The 14,424-nt window shown below is 62.8% G+C and carries 12 protein-coding genes and 1 tRNA gene; 10 read left to right on the top strand and 3 right to left on the bottom strand.

All coding sequences use genetic code 11. The features are described from left to right. The first annotated feature begins 53 nt into the window (after positions 1-53). The 6 genes from eno (at position 54) to ABEA12_RS11140 (ending at position 7,243) form a co-directional block, all read left to right on the top strand. Positions 54-1,334: a phosphopyruvate hydratase gene (gene eno, locus ABEA12_RS11110; protein WP_210101747.1), complete on the top strand. Its 1,281-nt coding sequence runs from the start codon at positions 54-56 to the stop codon at positions 1,332-1,334. A 146-nt stretch (positions 1,335-1,480) separates the two neighbouring features. Further along, positions 1,481-2,260: an FtsB family cell division protein gene (locus tag ABEA12_RS11115; RefSeq protein WP_345468174.1), complete on the top strand. Its 780-nt coding sequence runs from the start codon at positions 1,481-1,483 to the stop codon at positions 2,258-2,260. A gap of 58 nt (positions 2,261-2,318) precedes the next feature. Continuing rightward, the gene (locus ABEA12_RS18695; RefSeq protein WP_425571772.1) at positions 2,319-3,995 is read left to right on the top strand and encodes a DUF501 domain-containing protein; all 1,677 of its coding nucleotides are present in this window, start codon (positions 2,319-2,321) and stop codon (positions 3,993-3,995) included. A 42-nt stretch (positions 3,996-4,037) separates the two neighbouring features. Next, the gene (locus ABEA12_RS11130; protein WP_210101745.1) at positions 4,038-5,531 is read left to right on the top strand and encodes a S8 family serine peptidase; all 1,494 of its coding nucleotides are present in this window, start codon (positions 4,038-4,040) and stop codon (positions 5,529-5,531) included. An 88-nt stretch (positions 5,532-5,619) separates the two neighbouring features. Next, positions 5,620-6,993 (top strand): NAD(P)/FAD-dependent oxidoreductase, encoded by a 1,374-nt coding sequence (locus ABEA12_RS11135; protein WP_210101744.1) that lies wholly within the window; start codon positions 5,620-5,622, stop codon positions 6,991-6,993. A 168-nt stretch (positions 6,994-7,161) separates the two neighbouring features. Next, positions 7,162-7,243 (top strand) — tRNA-Leu (locus tag ABEA12_RS11140). A gap of 80 nt (positions 7,244-7,323) precedes the next feature. On the opposite strand, the gene ABEA12_RS11145 is transcribed toward ABEA12_RS11140, so the two are convergent. Next, positions 7,324-7,731 carry a hypothetical protein gene (locus ABEA12_RS11145; RefSeq protein ID WP_210101743.1) on the bottom strand — a complete coding sequence of 136 codons (408 nt, stop codon included), beginning with the start codon at positions 7,729-7,731 and terminating at the stop codon, positions 7,324-7,326. A 650-nt stretch (positions 7,732-8,381) separates the two neighbouring features. Between ABEA12_RS11145 and ABEA12_RS11150 the strand changes: the two genes are divergently transcribed. The 3 genes from ABEA12_RS11150 to ilvA all read left to right on the top strand — a co-directional run bounded on the left by ABEA12_RS11150 (position 8,382) and on the right by ilvA (position 12,066). Further along, a complete protein-coding gene (locus ABEA12_RS11150) occupies positions 8,382-9,194 on the top strand; it encodes a Bax inhibitor-1/YccA family protein (RefSeq protein ID WP_210101742.1) in 813 nt (270 codons plus the stop codon). Positions 9,195-9,398: 204 nt separating this feature from the next. Beyond that, on the top strand, positions 9,399-10,715 hold the full coding sequence (locus ABEA12_RS11155) for an AI-2E family transporter (RefSeq protein ID WP_210101741.1): 1,317 nt from the start codon (positions 9,399-9,401) through the stop codon (positions 10,713-10,715). Positions 10,716-10,815: 100 nt separating this feature from the next. After that, a complete protein-coding gene (gene ilvA, locus ABEA12_RS11160) occupies positions 10,816-12,066 on the top strand; it encodes a threonine ammonia-lyase (protein ID WP_210101740.1) in 1,251 nt (416 codons plus the stop codon). 134 nt (positions 12,067-12,200) lie between these two features. Here the strand turns inward: ilvA and greA are convergent, their stop codons facing one another. Together greA and ABEA12_RS11170 are read right to left on the bottom strand one after the other, a co-directional pair. Next, on the bottom strand, positions 12,201-12,695 hold the full coding sequence (greA, locus tag ABEA12_RS11165) for a transcription elongation factor GreA (RefSeq protein ID WP_210101739.1): 495 nt from the start codon (positions 12,693-12,695) through the stop codon (positions 12,201-12,203). A 258-nt stretch (positions 12,696-12,953) separates the two neighbouring features. Then, positions 12,954-13,355, bottom strand: a complete 402-nt coding sequence (locus ABEA12_RS11170; protein WP_210101738.1) for a DUF4307 domain-containing protein — start codon at positions 13,353-13,355, stop codon at positions 12,954-12,956. A 109-nt stretch (positions 13,356-13,464) separates the two neighbouring features. On the opposite strand from ABEA12_RS11170, the gene mca reads away from it, so the two are divergent. Further along, positions 13,465-14,382 carry a mycothiol conjugate amidase Mca gene (mca, locus tag ABEA12_RS11175; protein ID WP_345468185.1) on the top strand — a complete coding sequence of 306 codons (918 nt, stop codon included), beginning with the start codon at positions 13,465-13,467 and terminating at the stop codon, positions 14,380-14,382. Positions 14,383-14,424 lie beyond the last annotated feature (42 nt).

Genomic DNA, 14,424 nt, shown 5'->3' on the forward strand with positions numbered 1-14,424 from the left:
TGATGCAGTTCACGTTCGACCAACATCCACACCCCTTGAAGGAGTACCTTCCCATGGCATTGATTGAAGCCATCCACGCCCGCGAGATCCTTGATTCGCGTGGCAACCCAACCGTTGAGGTTGAAGTCCTGCTCTCCGACGGCTCAATGGGCCGGGCAGCAGTTCCTTCCGGCGCCTCCACCGGCGCCTTCGAAGCAGCCGAGCGCCGCGACGAAGACCCCAAGCGTTACCAGGGCAAGGGTGTTCTTGGCGCAGTCGGCGCCGTCATCGATGACATCGGTATTGCCATCGAAGGGATGGACGCCACCGACCAGCGCGCCATCGACATCGCTATGATCGACCTGGACGGCACGCCGAACAAGGCCAAGCTGGGCGCCAACGCCATCTTGGGCGTATCACTGGCCGTGGCCAACGCCGCAGCCGAGTCCTCGAACCTGCCGTTGTACAAGTACCTGGGCGGCCCGAACGCCCATGTGCTGCCGGTTCCGCTGATGAACATCCTCAATGGTGGCTCGCACGCCGACTCGGATGTCGACATCCAGGAATTCATGATCGCACCGATCGGCGCCTCGACCTTCTCCGAGGGCCTGCGCTGGGGCGTTGAGGTCTACCACAACCTCAAGGCAGTGCTGCAGGAAAAGGGCTTGTCCACAGGACTGGGTGACGAGGGCGGCTTCGCGCCGAACCTGCCATCCAACCGTGCGGCCCTTGAACTGATCACCGAAGCCATCATCCGCGCCGGCTACACCCCGGGTTCGGACATCGCCCTGGCCCTGGATGTTGCCTCGTCCGAGTTCTTCGAAAACGGCACCTACCAGTTCGAAGGCAAGTCGATCAACGCCCAACAGATGAGCGATTACTACGCAGCCCTGGTTGCCGATTTCCCGTTGGTCTCCATCGAGGACCCGTTGGACGAAGATGACTGGGAAGGCTGGAAGACCCTCACCGACGCCATCGGGGCCAAGGTCCAGCTGGTGGGCGACGACCTGTTTGTCACTAATCCGGAGCGTCTCTCGCGGGGCATCGCCTCGGCAACGGCCAACTCGCTGCTGGTGAAGGTCAACCAGATCGGCACGCTGACCGAGACCCTGGACGCCGTGTCCATGGCCCAGCGCGCCGGCTACACCACCATCACCTCGCACCGCTCGGGTGAGACCGAAGACACCGCGATCGCCGACATCTGCGTTGCCACCAACGCCGGCCAGATCAAGACCGGTGCCCCGGCCCGCTCGGAGCGCGTTGCCAAGTACAACCAGTTGCTGCGCATTGAGGAAGAACTCGGCGACGCGGCGGTTTACGCCGGCGCTGGTGCCTTCCCGCGTTTCAGTGCATAAACAGCCGTAATTACACGTAGGCTCGTGGGGGAACTATTCTTGGTTCCCCCACGAGTTTTTGTTTTCCCAACCGAAAACCCGAACCCCAGGAACAACTTTCCCGGAGCCACGCGCGATGGCACCGGCCCAAGACGGCAAGGAGTGCGATGGCCACGCGACGTCCTCCCATGCCACGCTCGGGGGACTCGGCCGCGGGCACGAAGCGTCCGGCCGAGACCGCTGCGCCGCGCGTTGCCGGGCTTTCCAAGGGCGTACCCGGTCCCGGGCAGGAGCCCAAGGTCGTCCCCATGGGCCAGATAAACGACGAGGGCAAGCCCGAAACCGTCACTCCAAGGCTGACTGCCAAAAAGCCGGCACCCAAGCCCAAGGCGCCCGCCGAACACGCGCCCGCTGCGAAGCTCCAGCCGCAGCCCAAACCGAAGGCGACGGCATCGCAGCGCCGCATCGAGGACAGGAACCTGCTCTCCGGGGCGGTGCGCAAGGACGAGAGATCCGCGCAAAAACCCATCCGTAAGAAAGCGGCGGGACCCAAGAAGCCCATTCCCGCACGAAGCTTCTCTGGCCGGCTGCTGGCACTGAGTATCGCGCTGTCCGTCTTCGCCGTTTTGCTGGTTCCAAGCATTGGCACCTATGCACGCCAGCGCGACGAGGTCGCCACCATGCGCACCTCAATCGAGGCGAAGCAGGCAGAGCAGGAAGCGCTCAAGGAGCAAATAGCGCGCTGGGATGATCCGCTGTACATCAAGCAGCAGGCCCGTGACCGGATAAACCTGGTCATGCCCGGCGAACGCAACTACATGGTCGTCGGCAACAAGCCGGAGGAAGAGAACCCCGGGGAAGCAAACCAAAGCCCCAAGGAAGTGCGTACGGACCTTCCCTGGGTCGATGCACTCTTCGATTCGGTGCAGCGCGCAGCCACCGACTGAGCCTTCGAAAAACATAGACACGACTTGCCCGCACCAACACCAGGAGATGCTTCCAACCGTGGACGCCGCGAACCAAAACCATGAAGCACTCGATGCAGCAGCCCGAGTGCCCAGCGCCGAGGATTTGGAGACCTTGTCCCGCCAGCTGAACCGCCCGGTACGCGATGTCGTGGAAATCGGTGCCCGCTGCATCTGCGGAAACCCGTTGGTGGCCACCACCGCACCCCGGCTCTCGTCGGGAATCCCGTTCCCGACCACCTACTACCTGACCCACCCCGGGATCACCGCCGCGGTCTCGCGTCTGGAGGCCGCCGGGCTGATGAACCAGATGAACACGGAGCTGGGACAGGACGAAGCACTGGCCACCCACTACGCCAGGGCCCATGAACAATACCTGGCCGTGCGCGATGCCATCGGCGAACGTTCGGGCACCGGCCCCGTTGCCGAAATCGCCGGGGTCTCCGCCGGCGGCATGCCCACCCGCGTCAAGTGCCTGCATGTGCTCGTGGGACACTCGCTGGCTGCTGGCCCGGGCGTGAACCCGCTGGGCGACCGTGCACTGGAAGCCATTGCCGAGTGGTGGACCCCGGCGAAATGCACATGCGCAGGAGCCTGGGACACCGTTGGCCCGGCACCGAGCCAGGACCGCTCGCGCCACGTGAAGACCCAGGCAGTGGACCCGGCCGTGAAGAAGGCCGAGCGTGCCGCGGCACGGGCTGCCCGCGAAGCGGCAGCAACACAGGACACCCAGGCACCGACCGAGGGGGCCTCCGGGCACAACAACCGGGTTGCCGCCATCGATTGCGGTACGAACTCGATCCGCCTGCTCATCGCGGACACCGATCAAAGCGCTGCGGGTCCGGTGCTCACCGACGTGGTGCGCGAGGTGCGTCTGGTGCGACTGGGCCAGGGAGTCGATGCCACCGGCGAGTTCGCCGACGAGGCCCTGGAACGCACCTTCGCGGCCATTGACGAATTCGCCGTGATGATCCGCGAACACGGAGCCACCAATATTCGCTTTGTTGCGACCTCGGCCACCCGCGATGCAAGGAACCGGGATAAGTTCGTTGCCGGGGTGCGCAAGCGCCTCGGCGTGGATCCGGAGGTCGTGCCCGGGGAAACCGAAGCGGCGCTCTCCTTTGCAGGGGCCACCTCGGTGGTGGAAACAACTCCAGGAAGCCACATCCTGGTCATCGACTTGGGCGGGGGATCCACCGAATTTGTGCTGGGCGACGGGAACGGGCCGGTGGCATCGCGCAGCATGGACATGGGCAGCGTCAGGCTCACCGAGCGTTTCTGGGGCAACGAGATGCCGACCTCCGAGGGCATTGAGGCAGCACGGGCCCAGGTCAACGCCGTGATCGACGAAGCCCAGCAGAGCGTTGACTTCACCCTCGTGGAGAGGATCGTGGGCGTCGCCGGAACCATCACCACGATTACCGCCGCGGCACTGGGCCTGGATCACTACGATTCGCAGCGCATCCACGGTGCCGAGGTGAAGATCAAGGACCTTGAATCCTCCGTTGGTTTCCTGCTCGGTGCGGATCGTGAAACCCGGACCGCACTTGGCTACATGCACCCCGGGAGAGTGGACGTGATTGCCGCCGGAGCGCTGATCTTCGGATGCATCCTGGAACGGGTGGCCCAGGCCACTGAGGGAAGGATCACCACGGCAACCGCTTCGGAGCACGATATTCTTGATGGGATCGCCTTGCGGCTTGGCCGGATTCACTAGTCACTGCAGCCCCAACCCGAACGCACAACGCAAGGAGAACACTTGAGCCACCGAGTGCGCCGCTACACCGCCACGCTCCTGTCCTTTCTCCTCTGCCTGTCGTTTTCCTTCGCCGTGGTTCCCGCCGCACATGCCGATCCGGCACGGGACGGGGAATGGTGGCTGAAATCCTCGGGAATCAAGAAGGCCTGGGAAACCTCCAAGGGCAAGGGCGTCAAGATCGCGGTTATCGACACCGGCATCGACACCAGCCACCCCGATCTTCGCGGGGCCGTCATCGGCGGCAAGGACGTCTCCGGTGCCGGAGCGGCGGACGGATCCAGGCCCCTGGGCACGCTGCCGGAGCACGGGACGTTGGTGGCGACGCTGCTTGCCGGGCGCGGAAACAACTCCGCGGCGATCGCCGAAGCCAAGGCGGATGCCGAAGCGCAGAAAATCGCCTATGAGCGTGCCGTGAAGACCGCCGAAGAAGAAGAGGAAGATCCGCCCGAGAAACCCAAGAAGATCGAGATCCCGAAACCGGGTCCTGGTCCTAACGGCGTGATCGGGGTGGCCCCGGAATCCGAGCTGCTCTCGGTCTCGTTGTGGATGGGTACGGAGAACCCCGCGGGGATCTCCGTCGAGCAGCAGGTGCCGGCGGCCGTGAAATGGTCGGTTGATCACGGCGCGAAGGTTATCAACATCTCGCTGGGATCCACGCAGCCTGACTGGCCCACGAGCTGGGACACGGCTTTCAAATACGCAGAGGACCACGACGTGGTCATTGTTGCAGCTGCCGGCAACCGCGCCGGTGGGATGAAGCAGGTCGGGGCACCGGCAACGATCCCCGGGGTGCTGACCGTCGCCGGAATCGACCGCAAGGGCAAGGCAAGCGTGGATTCCTCGACCGAAGGCATCAGCATCGGCGTCGCGGCCCCCGCGGACCCGTTGGTAGGCGGGTTGCCCGGTGGCAAGTATGCCGATTGGTCCGGGACTTCCGGGGCCGCCCCGCTTGTTGCCGGTGTTGCCGCGATGATCCGCTCCAAATACCCCCAGATGAAAGCGCCCCAGGTCATCAACAGGATCTTGGCGACGGCACGCGAGGCAGGCGGGCCCGGAGTCGACAACCTCTATGGACACGGCATCCTCGATGCGCACGCGGCTCTGACCGCCGATGTCCCCGAGGTCGAGGCAAACCCGTTGAACACCATCACCGAATGGATCCGGGTCCACCGTCGCGGGCAGCAGACCGACCCCAGCAAGACCGATGATCCCGGGATCTCGACGGAGAAGTCCGACATAAAGACCATTGCTGCCCCGGAGCCGCTGCCGCCGGATGATTCCGATGCATTCCTGCCTCCGCTGCTGGTGATGGGCTTTGGCGGAATGATACTGCTCACCCTGGCGGGTGGGGGCCTTCACTTTGCCCGCGCACGCCGCCGCGCCGAGGTTGCCGAAACCGCCAACAGCACACCCCTGTCGGAGCTGAAACTCAGTGACCGAACGGGGGGCAAGGACATATTCGACGAACTTCCCGAGTCCGGCGAAGGGTCCTAGCAAGGCGGACTGAAGGGCACCTCTCGACCCCGGTAGACCATTAGTGAAGACTTTCACAAACGTTGTTCTTGGGGCTAGGATGGGGAACATGCCTATCACCAAACATTTTTCCGATCGCCCGCGCATCCTTGTTGTTGGCGGTGGCTACGTTGGACTTTACGTCGCGATGAAGCTGCAGAAGAAGGTCAAGGACCACGGCGGGATCGTTACCGTTGTCGACCCTCTGCCATACATGACCTACCAGCCGTTCCTCCCCGAGGTTGCCGGTGGCCAGATCGAACCGCGCCACGTTGTCGTCTCGCACCGCCAGCACCTCAAGCACGCCGAACTGATCACCGGCCGCGTCTCGGCCATCGACCACAAAAACAATAAGGCCGTTGTCGTGCCGGTTGTCGGTGCGCCGTTTGAGATCGGGTACACCGATGTCGTCATGGCTGCGGGCTCCATCACCCGCACCTTCCCTATCCCCGGCTTGGCTGACGAGGGCATCGGCCTGAAGTCCATCGAGGAGGCAGTTGCCCTGCGCAACAAGATCCTTGAGCGCATCGAGTCGGCCTCGCTGATGGCCAATGCCGAAGCGCGCAAGCGAGCCTTGACCTTCGTCGTTGTCGGTGGAGGCTTTGCCGGCATCGAAACCATCACCGAAATCGAGGACATGGCCCGCCACGAGGCAGCCTTGAACGGCCGCATCGGCAAGGACGAGATGCGCTTCGTGATGGTCGAGGCCATGGGCCGCATCATGCCCGAGGTGACCGAGGATCAGGCACTGTGGGTGGTCGACCACTTGCGCAGCCGCGGCATCGAGGTCCTGTTGAACACCTCACTGGACAACGCCGAGGGTGGCGTGCTCAAACTGATCAACATGCCCGAGAAGACCCCTGCAGACCAGTTCGAGACCGACACCTTGATCTGGACCGCCGGTGTCATGGCCAACCCGATGGTTCGCTCCACCGACTTCCCGATCGAGGCGCGCGGCCGTGTCATGACCGGCACGGACCTGCGTATCACCGGTGAAGACGGAATCGCCATCGAGGGTGCTTGGGCAGCCGGCGATGTTTCGGCAGTGCCGGACGTTACCGGCGGCTTGCCCGACGGAACCTGCGTGCCCAACGCACAGCACGCCGTACGCCAGGCCAAATTGCTGGCACACAACCTGTACTCCACCCGTTACGGCGTGGGACAGGTCAAGAACTACAAGCACAAGAACCTCGGTGCCGTTGCCGGCTTCGGCCGTAACAAGGGCGTAGCTAAGGTCATGGGCCTCAAGCTCAAAGGCTGGCCCGCCTGGATGGCGCACCGCGGCTACCACGGCATGGCCATGCCGACCTTCGAGCGAAAGTTCCGCGTCCTGGGTGACTGGATGGTTGCATTCTTCTTCACTCGCGACACCCTGCAGCTGAATAACCTCGAAACCCCGCGCGCAACCTTCGTGGAGGCCGCAACCCCGAAGCCGCGCTCCTAGCGTTCGAGCCAGCAGGGCGGTTTAGCAGCGCCGCGGAACCGGGGCCCAGGGTGATAGGCCAGGGCCCCGGGAGAGCCGAACGGCGTTCGCACCGTCCCCCTTTTTCGGCGACAGTGTATTGGCTGGTTTCACCAGCACGGAAACGATCTTGTACGCTTAGTCGGGTAGGCCCCCATGGTGGAATTGGTATACACGGCTGACTTAAAATCAGCTGCCGAAAGGATTGTGGGTTCGAGTCCCACTGGGGGTACAAACCAACGGGTGCCCGTTGTCCTTGGGGAGCGGGCGGCGTTTGCCGCATCGGGCCCGTAGCGCTGAATTTGGCTGCCGTTACGGGTGCTGGGCAACAAAGTCGGCAATTGATTGTATTGACGGACCGCTCTCCATCCCCACGATATCTGGTCTGTAAAGTACATCCGAGCCGTCGACCAGAACGCTGTAGTTCACGCTTGCCGCGGGTTTGGCGCGATTGGTGAGCTTTGAGAAGCCCCGTAGCGATTCGAGCATAACGTCCTCGGGGCTTCGGCCCCCTGCCTCAATGACTGTCTGGACCATGCCGCTGCGGCTCATTCCGGGAACTAAGGTGTCGTGTGATCGAGCACTAACCACACCTGGAATCTCCATCAAGGCTTCATTCCATCCCGCTGAAACCCTTTCTGCGCGGCTGCTTGCGCTACATCCGGTGCTAGTGAGTAGGAACGCTATAGCCAGCAGTATGGCAAATGCATTCTTGGCCATGTGATGCTCCAATGGGTTCGTTGAACGGATGATCTCGACGTGGTATTGCAGACTTCTTGGATTAGCGTCTGTGACAGGCCGCGCCACCAAACGCCGGATGGCGTTCCTAGCCGGGTCGTACGCCGGTGGACCCGGGAGCCGTCAACAATGGGTGCGTTCCATAAGCGCCTAGTCGTTTGACAGCTTGTGCAGGGACGAGGTCATCGTTGCAGATCGCGATCCCCAGGGCGGCATCTAGGTTGTCAGGGGTTCCCCAACATCCGGGCCATATGTGAGCAGAGTTGGCAGGGCGTCGCGAAGGCACAGCAGAAACCTCCAGTGCTTGACCGGATTTCTCGGGGTTGCTTTTTCCTGTTCTGATCGGGCGCGACCCCTGCTCCCGCGGTTGGGTTGGGACTTGGAATGCGCTTGTAGCCTATGAGCCAGCGGCGACCAAGGGCCAACCCCAGATCCACTGGTGGTCGAAGCCATACGCGCTCTGCGGTGGTTGACGTGGATGGATAGGAGTCGTTTTCGGGCGCGCTGTGCCGGGAAGGATGAAGGTTTCTTGGAACACTTGTAAAATCTAGTCAGAACGGGATTTATTAGTCAACGCCGAACGTTGAACCAACGTAGGCTATTTACTTACAACCCTACCGAGGAGAAACACCATGGCCCTGGGCGGAAACCCGGTCTTCAGATCCAAGAATTACCGCGAGCAGACCCGTGCGGGCGGCGCCACAGGTGCCGCGACAACCACCACTGCTCAGCCGATGAGCGCTCAAGCCCTGCAGGACCTGTACTCGCAGCCCTCTGCGTCGCCGCAGCAGACCGGCCGCATGACCTACGCCGATGTCATCAACAAGACCATGCTGAGCCTTGGCCTGGTCCTGATTGGTGCTGCCATTGGCTGGCAGCTGCCGATGTTGATGATCGTTGGTGCTTTGGTCGGGCTGGTTCTGGGCTTGGTCAACGCCTTCAAGCGCGAGCCATCCCCGATACTCATCATGCTTTACGCCGGCTTTGAGGGACTGTTCCTCGGCGGCCTCTCCGGGGTCTTTGAAGGCATGTACCCCGGGATTGCCCTCCAGGCGGTCTTGGCGACCTTCTCGGTCTTTGCCGTGACACTGGTGCTCTACCGCTCCGGCAAGTACCGCGCGACACCCAAGATGACCCGCATGTTCATGATTGCGATGATCGGCTACGGGCTGTTCTCACTGTTGAACTTCGGCCTGATGATGTTCGGCGCCATCGACGGAATGTTCGGTCTGCGTTCCGGCTGGATCGGTCTTGCCATCGGCGCCTTCGCCGTGCTGCTTGCCACCTACTCGCTCGTGCTGGACTTCACCAACATCTCCGAGGGAGTGCGCCGCGGAGCGCCGGTCAAGGCTGCCTGGTCCGCGGCCTTCGGCCTAACAGTCACCCTCATCTGGCTGTACGTGGAGATTCTGCGCATTCTGGCCATCCTGCGTGGCGACGACTAGTCAATCTGCTGTGTGACCGCGGGCTAGTACCCATGAATTGGGTACTAGCCCGCGGTTTTTCTGCAATATGAGCGTCATGTATGTCGCGCGGGCAACTTACAAGGGATAGCGTATGTTCATGGCATTGACAGGCAGTACGGGATCGACGGGGAAGCGGGCGCGAATCGGCGTGACGTTCCGGTCCGTGTGCCCGGGGGCGGGAGCATGAAACTCCCGCGTTCCTTCAAGCGCCTGGCCGCCGCCACCGAGAGGGTGCAACAAACAGCCCAGGCCACCAAGCAGCGCCTGGCCACTGATCCCGAAATCGAAGAAACCCCGGCCAAGACGTACGCGAAGCATGCAGAGGCGGAGGACCTGCCCTATGGCATCAGGATCGCCGCGTCGTGGTCATGGCGCCTGACACTCATAGTGCTTGCCGTTGGCATCGCCGTCTGGCTGCTTTCCCACGTCACGTTGCTCGTGGTGCCGTTGATGATTGCCGCGCTGCTGGCTGGATTGCTGACCCCGGTCGTGAACTTCCTGCACCGGGACCTGCGCTTGCCCAAGGGCCTCGCGGTGGGCGTGACAATGCTCGGATTCCTCGGCGTTACCGTCGGAGGGCTCTCCATCGTCGGCCAACGCTTGGCCACCGGGTTCGCCTCGCTGTGGTCCCAGGCATTGACAGGCCTGAGCCAGATCCAGTATTGGCTCTCCAACGGCCCGCTGGCGCTGAGCAACCAAGACCTTGACGTCCTGTTCCAGGATGCGCTGAACCAACTCAAGAGCAATTCATCAACCATCCTTTCCGGCGCCCTTTCTTGGGGCACGACCTTGGGACACTTGGTCACCGGTCTGTTGCTGGTGCTTTTCTCCCTGATCTTCCTGCTCCTCGACGGCCCGCGGATCGGTTTGTTCCTGATCAACCTCCTGCCGCGCCGTGCCCGGGCCGCGGCCCACGGGGCAGGGTTCCGTGGTTGGGCCTCGATGATCATCTACGTACGCGTCCAGCTTTTCGTCGCTTTCATCGATGCCTTGGGCATCGGGGTCGGCGCACTGATCCTTGGGGTGCCGTTGGCCTTGCCGTTGGGCGTGCTGGTCTTCATCGGTTCGTTCATCCCGGTGGTGGGCGCGCTGTTCACCGGCGTGGTTGCCATTTTGTTGGCCTTGGTGGCCAACGGCCCGGTGAACGCTTTGATCATGATGCTGGTGGTGCTCTTTGTTCAGCAGGCCGAATCGCACATCCTGCAACCGCTGGTCATGGGCAAGGCAGTGAGCCTGCACCCGTTGGCCGTCGTGTTGGCCGTTACCGGCGGTTTGCTCGTAGCCGGGATCCCCGGGGCACTGTTTGCAGTCCCGATCCTGGCCGTTGCGAACACCGTGGTGAAGTACATCGCCAACAGGAGCTGGGAACACGACCCGCTCTTCAGTCCCGGAACCGGCGTCATGGCCGTGGTGGCCGGTTCACGAATTAGCAAGCCGGACCGCACCGCGGATCCGGCTCCCGCCGACCTTGACGGAGAGGAACCCGACCCCGGTTCCTGAGCCGGAGCGCACCGGGAACCCGGTCCACGGTCCTGGCGTCCATAGACTTCCACACCTGATGACACTCGCGTGTTCACACGCCCAGAAGAAAGCCGCTTCCATGATGCAGAAGACCACACTCCCGGTGAGCCTGTCCGACATCGAAGATGCCCGTGCCCTGCTCGAGGGCGTCAGCGTCTGTACCCCGATGGAGCACTCACGTGCTCTGTCGCTGGATGTAGGCTCCGAGGTATACCTGAAATGCGAGAACCTGCAGCGCGCTGGCTCCTTCAAGGTCCGCGGCGCCTATGTGCGGATGGCCAAGCTGTCCATGGAGGAACGTGCCCGCGGCGTCGTGGCAGCCTCGGCTGGCAACCACGCCCAGGGCGTTGCCCAGGCGGCCCGCCGGCTGGGGATCAAGGCCCGCATCTACATGCCGCTGGGTGTCGCGCTTCCCAAGCTGACGGCAACCCGTGACCACGGTGCCGAGGTTATCTTGCACGGGCACAACGTGGACGAGGCACTGGCAGAGGCCGAACGCTACGCTACTGCCACCGGTGCGGTCTTTGTGCACCCCTTCGACAACGCCGACATCATTGCCGGGCAAGGGACCATCGGGCTGGAGATCCTGGAACAGCTGCCCGACGTTGACACCGTGCTGATGGGCGTGGGCGGGGGCGGACTGCTTGCAGGTGTCGCCGTGGCGATCAAGTCACGTGCCGCCGAACTCGGCCGGGACATCAAGATCATCGGGGTGCAGGCGGAGAACGCCGCGGCGTACCCTCCCTCGTTGGCCGCTGATGCGCTGGTGCCGTTGCATAATGTGCGCACCATCGCAGACGGCATCGCCGTGGGCCGGCCGGGACAGCTGCCCTTCCAGATCATCCGCGAGCTCGTTGACGACGTGGTCACCGTCTCCGAGGACGGCTTGGCCCGCGCCCTGGTGTTCCTGCTGGAGCGATCCAAGCTTGTGGTCGAGCCGGCTGGGGCGGTAGGCGTGGCTGCGCTGCTAGAGGGAAAGCTTGAGGAGCTGGGGCTGAATCCCAAGAAGACGGCCGTCGTGCTCTCGGGCGGAAACATCGACCCGTTGTTGATGCTTAAGGTCATCCAGCGTGGGCTTTCGGCCGCAGGACGCTACCTAACGGTACGGATGATGCTCGATGACCGTCCGGGCGAACTCGCAACCATCTCGCGGGTCATTGCCGAATCCGATGCCAACGTGACGCGGCTGGACCACACCCGCATTGGCGGTTCGCTCTCCATGGGTGACGTGGCGATCACCATCGACATAGAAACCAAGGGCCACGTGCACTCGGAAACGGTGCTGAACAACCTGCGGGCCGAAGGTTTCCAGCCCATGATCATGAACTAGGTTGTCGCGTTAATGACCGATGGCCGCCAATGCGCTCATCCCTGGTCTTGCCCGTACGGGCAAGGATCCAGCAGGTATGAGGCATAGGCGGCCATGAAACCGGCTTCCGCGCCCGCGGCGCTTGGCGGAGGCCCTTAGGTCGTGTACGGCTTGCAGGAAACGATCTTGACGGTGATTTCCTTGCCGTTGGGTGCGGCGTAGGAGATCGTGTCGCCGGACTTGGAGCCGTGGACTGCAGCTCCGATCGGGGACTGCTCCGAGTAGACTTCCAGGTCCGTGTCCCCGGCAACCTCGCGGCTGCCAAAGAGGAACGTTGTCTTGTCCCCGGCGATGATCGCCTCGACGAGCATGCCCGGTTCGACTATTCCGTCATCAGCAGGTGACTCGCCAACGTGGGCGCGGCGCAGCAGGTCTTTGAGGTAGGAGATGCGGGCCTCGGCCTTGCCCTGCTCTTCCTTGGCCGCGTGGTAGCCACCGTTTTCCTTGAGGTCGCCCTCGGAACGTGCCTGCTCAATGCGGTCTACGATTTCGGCGCGGCCGGGCCCCGAAAGGTGCTCGAGCTCGCCGGCCAGACGGTCGTAGGCCTCTTGGGTCAGCCAATCAACGGGTTCGTGGTTGGTCGTGGTCACGTGCGTACTCCTTGTGTAATCAGGGCCGTTACTCCCTGGGGGAACAACCTGCCGAGACGGTCCTGCCCGGTGCTATGAAAACATCGTGCAAGCAAAGACCCCGCGCAGCAGGTGAAGAACTTTGTCCGTCACGTTCTGTAAGCGGGGCATTAACGTATTACAAAGATATTAGCCGCCATTTGGCTAATTACCCAAGGGTTTGAGCTTTTGGCGTAGCGGCGCGTCGCGCGGACTTAACAGTCATAGGAAACGACACGACTAGGAGGTTTTCAGGATCCTGCATTCCTCGATGCCTGCGGTGGTTGCCAGGGACTCGGTGCGAAGCCGCACATCGAAGCGTTGGGTCGTGATGCCGTTGCCCTCGGTGGGACCGACAACCAGCGTCTTCCAGCCCACGATCGCGTAGGACTCGTTCATGGCGCGGACCTCGCACTGGACGGTATCGCCGGCCTCCTTGGAGATGTCGACGACGGCGGTGGTGCTGGTGGGGGAGAGGACCTCGAAGGAGTTGTCCTTGAACTGCACGGTCGAATGGGTGGAGATCGCCAAATACAGTGCGGCCAAGATGCCCAGGCCCAGGAATACCAGGATTAGCGTCGCGCGGGTTCGCTTGGAGAAACGCCGCTTGGGCGAACCGTACCTATTCGTTAAGCTGGACAATGGCGCCTCTTTCGATTCGTGGGCGTCGTGGCCGGGAAATCATCCCTACCAGTCTAAGCCTTGGCGCGGGGGAACCCTGCACCGAGCACAGGAAGTTGGAGTTACCTAGGTGGCAGAACAAAACGTGGAGCAGATCGTGGATTCATCGGGTCTGCGTTTATTAGCGGTCCATGCACACCCCGACGACGAGTCCTCCAAGGGGTCGGCCACGATGGCCGCCTACGTCGCGGCCGGAGCAGAAGTGATGGTTGCAACCTGCACTGGCGGGGAACGCGGAGACATCCTCAACGCGGCAGTGGGCGAGCTCGCCCACGCGCACCGCGACCTGACCGGGGTGCGGCGTGGGGAAATGGCGCAGGCCGCGGCGGTCATGGGCATTGAACAGCGTTGGCTGGGATTCACCGACTCGGGCCTGCCCGAAGGCGATCCGTTGCCGGAGCTCGACTACGGTTGCTTCGCGCTGCAGCCCTTGGACCGTGCGTCCGCGCCGCTGGTGAAGCTGATCCGTGAATTCAAGCCCCACGTGGTCATCGCGTACGACGAAAACGGGGGGTACCCCCACCCGGACCACATCATGGCGCACAAGGTCGCCGTCCATGCCTTTGAGGAGGCGGGAAACCCAGAGAGCTTCCCTGAGCTGGGCGAGCCGTGGGAGACCTCCAAGCTTTACTACGACCGCGCCTTTGACCCCGAGCGTTTCAAGACGCTGCACTACGCCATGCTTGATGCCGGCGTCGACTCGCCCTACGCAGAACGCGTCGCAGCGTGGGAAAAGCATCCAGACGAGCAACTCTTCGGGTGGGTTTCGCCGCACGAGACCACCACACAGGTGTACTGCGCGGGCTTCTTCAAGGTGCGCGACCAGGCATTGCTTGCCCACAGGACGCAGATCGATCCGACGGGATTCTTCTTCGGGGTGCCCGAGTCGATCTACGCCAAGGCGTGGCCGTGGGAGGACTTCACCTTAATCAAGTCCTCGGTTCCCACCACACTCCCAGAGACCGATCTGTTTGCCGGTCTAAGATAGCTAGTGTGCCGGTGAAACCGGCCGCCAACTTTTTCAGAAAGA

Origin of the sequence: Paeniglutamicibacter antarcticus (assembly GCF_039544305.1) — a bacterium.
Classification (GTDB): domain Bacteria; phylum Actinomycetota; class Actinomycetes; order Actinomycetales; family Micrococcaceae; genus Paeniglutamicibacter; species Paeniglutamicibacter antarcticus_C.

Bases quoted from the DNA above. Each gene is read 5' to 3' on its own strand.
- eno (WP_210101747.1), top strand. From the start codon at position 54: ATGGCATTGATTGAAGCCATCCACGCCCGCGAGATCCTTGATTCGCGT.
- ABEA12_RS11115 (WP_345468174.1), top strand. From the start codon at position 1,481: ATGGCCACGCGACGTCCTCCCATGCCACGCTCGGGGGACTCGGCCGCG.
- ABEA12_RS11135 (WP_210101744.1), top strand. From the start codon at position 5,620: ATGCCTATCACCAAACATTTTTCCGATCGCCCGCGCATCCTTGTTGTT.
- ABEA12_RS11145 (WP_210101743.1), bottom strand. From the start codon at position 7,731: ATGGCCAAGAATGCATTTGCCATACTGCTGGCTATAGCGTTCCTACTC.
- ABEA12_RS11150 (WP_210101742.1), top strand. From the start codon at position 8,382: ATGGCCCTGGGCGGAAACCCGGTCTTCAGATCCAAGAATTACCGCGAG.
- ABEA12_RS11155 (WP_210101741.1), top strand. From the start codon at position 9,399: ATGAAACTCCCGCGTTCCTTCAAGCGCCTGGCCGCCGCCACCGAGAGG.
- ilvA (WP_210101740.1), top strand. From the start codon at position 10,816: ATGATGCAGAAGACCACACTCCCGGTGAGCCTGTCCGACATCGAAGAT.